General features: G+C 60.5%; 1 protein-coding gene and 1 pseudogene. One reads left to right on the top strand and one right to left on the bottom strand.

Annotated elements, in window-relative coordinates; all coding sequences use genetic code 11:
* Positions 1 to 1,966, top strand: a pseudogene (locus tag AAAB35_RS12945) (sulfatase-like hydrolase/transferase); the annotation flags it as partial.
* 152 nt (positions 1,967 to 2,118) lie between these two features.
* Here the strand turns inward: AAAB35_RS12945 and AAAB35_RS12940 are convergent.
* The coding region (locus tag AAAB35_RS12940) for an Lrp/AsnC ligand binding domain-containing protein (RefSeq protein ID WP_340668684.1) at positions 2,119 to 2,285 on the bottom strand (167 nt) is incomplete at its 5' end.

The raw sequence follows: 2,285 nt of genomic DNA, 5'->3' as shown, positions 1-2,285 counted from the left end.
TTGCCGCCAGCTCGATCGGTCCCTTCGACAAGTGGCCGACCGGCATGGGCTTCGAATACTTCTACGGCTTCGTCGGTGGCGACGCCAACCAGTGGCAGCCGAACCTGTTCCGCAACACCACCCAGATTTACCCCTTCGAGGGCAAGCCGGGCTGGAACCTCGTGACCGAATGGCCGATGACGCCATTGATTATCTCACTCGCCTCAACCAGACGGCGCCTGACAAGCCTTTCTTCATGAAATACGCGCCCGGCGCAACACACGCGCCTCATCACCCGACGAAGGAGTGGGTAGAGAAGATCAGCGCCATGCATCTCTTCGACCAAGGCTGGAACAAGCTGCGCGAGCAGATCTTCGAGAACCAGAAGAAGCTGGGCGTGATCCCGCAGGACACGCAGCTGGAGCCCTGGCCCTCCAGTATCCTCAAGAACTGGGACGATCTGAAACCAGAGGACCAGAAACTCTTCATCAGGCAGGCGGAGATCTATGCCGCCTACGCCGCCTACAGCGACCACGAGATCGGGCGCGTCGTCCAGGCGATCGAGGACATGGGCAAGCTCGACAAACGCTCGTCATCTACATCAACAGCGACAACGGTACGAGCGCGGAAGGCGACCCTCTCGGCACACCGAATGAGGTGGCGTTCTTCAACGGCATCAATGAAATGCCGGCCGATGTACAGATGAAATGGTATGACGTTTGGGGTACCGAACAGACCTACAACCACATGTCGGCGGGCTGGTCTTGGGCCTTCGATACGCCCTTCTCCTGGTTCAAGCAGAACGCCTCGCGGCTCGGCGTCGGGCAGAACATGGCAGTCTCCTGGCCGGCACGGATTACCTACAGGGGTGGCTTGCGCGAGCAATTCATGCACGTGATCGATGTCGTCCCGACGCTGGTTGAGGTAACAGGCATTCCGGCGCCGGACATGGTGGACGGCATCAAGCAGGCGCCGATCGAGGGAACGAGTTTCGCCTATACTTTCGATAAGGTGAATGCCAAGGCGCCGACTCGCCACAAGGCGCAGTATTTCGAGATGCTCGGCCAATGGGCCCTTTTCAATGACCGCTGGCTGCTCAGCACCAAGGTCAACCGTGCGCCCTGGGAAGCCTTCGGCACCGCCAACCCGGACCCGCTGAACAACCAGGTCCTTCAGCTCTATGATCTGAGCAAGGATTTCAGCTAGTCGCAGGACGTCGCCGCTGAGAATCCCGACAAGGTCAAGGCGATGAAGGATCTCTTCCTCGCCGAGGCGAAGAAATACCAGGTCTTCCCTATGGACGCCTCGGTCGCCGCACGCATCGTCGCCCCGCGCCCGAACATCACGGCCGGCCGCACCGAGTTCACCTACACCCATCCGATGACGGGCCTGCCGCAGGGAGACTCGCCGTCCCTGCTCAACAGCTCCTACACGATCACCGCCGACATCGACGTGCCACAGGGACGCTGAAGGCATGATCCTGACTTCGGGAGGCTGCTTCGCCGGTTACGGCTTCTATCTTCTCGATGGCAAGCCGGTGTTCCTCTGGAACCTGGTCGATCTGAAGCGGGTGAAATGGCAAGGGCCGGATGCGCTCACTGCCGGCAAGCATATGCTCGAATTCGACTTCCAGTATGATGGCCTCGGCATCGGAACGCTCGCCTTCAACAACATGAGCGGCGTCGGCCGATCGGGCACCGGCTCACTCAAGGTGGACGGCAAGGTCGTGGATACCCAGAAGATGGAACACACCCTTCCCATGATCCTGCAGTGGGATGAGGCTTTCGACGTCGGTTCCGACACGCTAACGGGCGTCAACGATGCCGACTACTCGCCGCCCTTCGCGCTGACTGCCAAGCTCAACAAGCTGACGATCAAGGTGGATCGCCCGACCTTGAGCGAGGACGACATCAAGAAACTCGAGGATGCGCAGGCGGTGGCTGTGGACGGCAGCCCGATCCACCACATGCAGCCTGCGCCGCAATGATCGCGTTGAAGCACGCCGGCACTGCGGGCACCGATGTCAGCCATCCGCCCGCAACATGCGGCGTCTAACGAGATAGATGCCCGGATCGTGACAAGTCGACTAGGGGCTGCGCGCGCTTCGCCCTTCGGGCGGCGTGCCCAAGCTTGCGGATACTACACCCGCCGCGCCTTGATCGTATTCATCACGAAGCTGGTCTCGATCGTATCGACGCATTTCAGGCGGGCGATCTTTTCCTTGATGAACCGCTCGTAGTCGTCGAGGCCCGAACTCATCACCTTCAGCACGTAGTCGCGCGATCCGGTGACCAGATGGCACTCCA

The sequence above is a fragment of the Phyllobacterium sp. genome (assembly GCF_037994425.1).
Classification (GTDB): domain Bacteria; phylum Pseudomonadota; class Alphaproteobacteria; order Rhizobiales; family Rhizobiaceae; genus Phyllobacterium.
The sequence above is the reverse complement of the archived record's forward strand: the minus strand, read 5'-3'. Positions and strand labels throughout refer to the sequence as shown.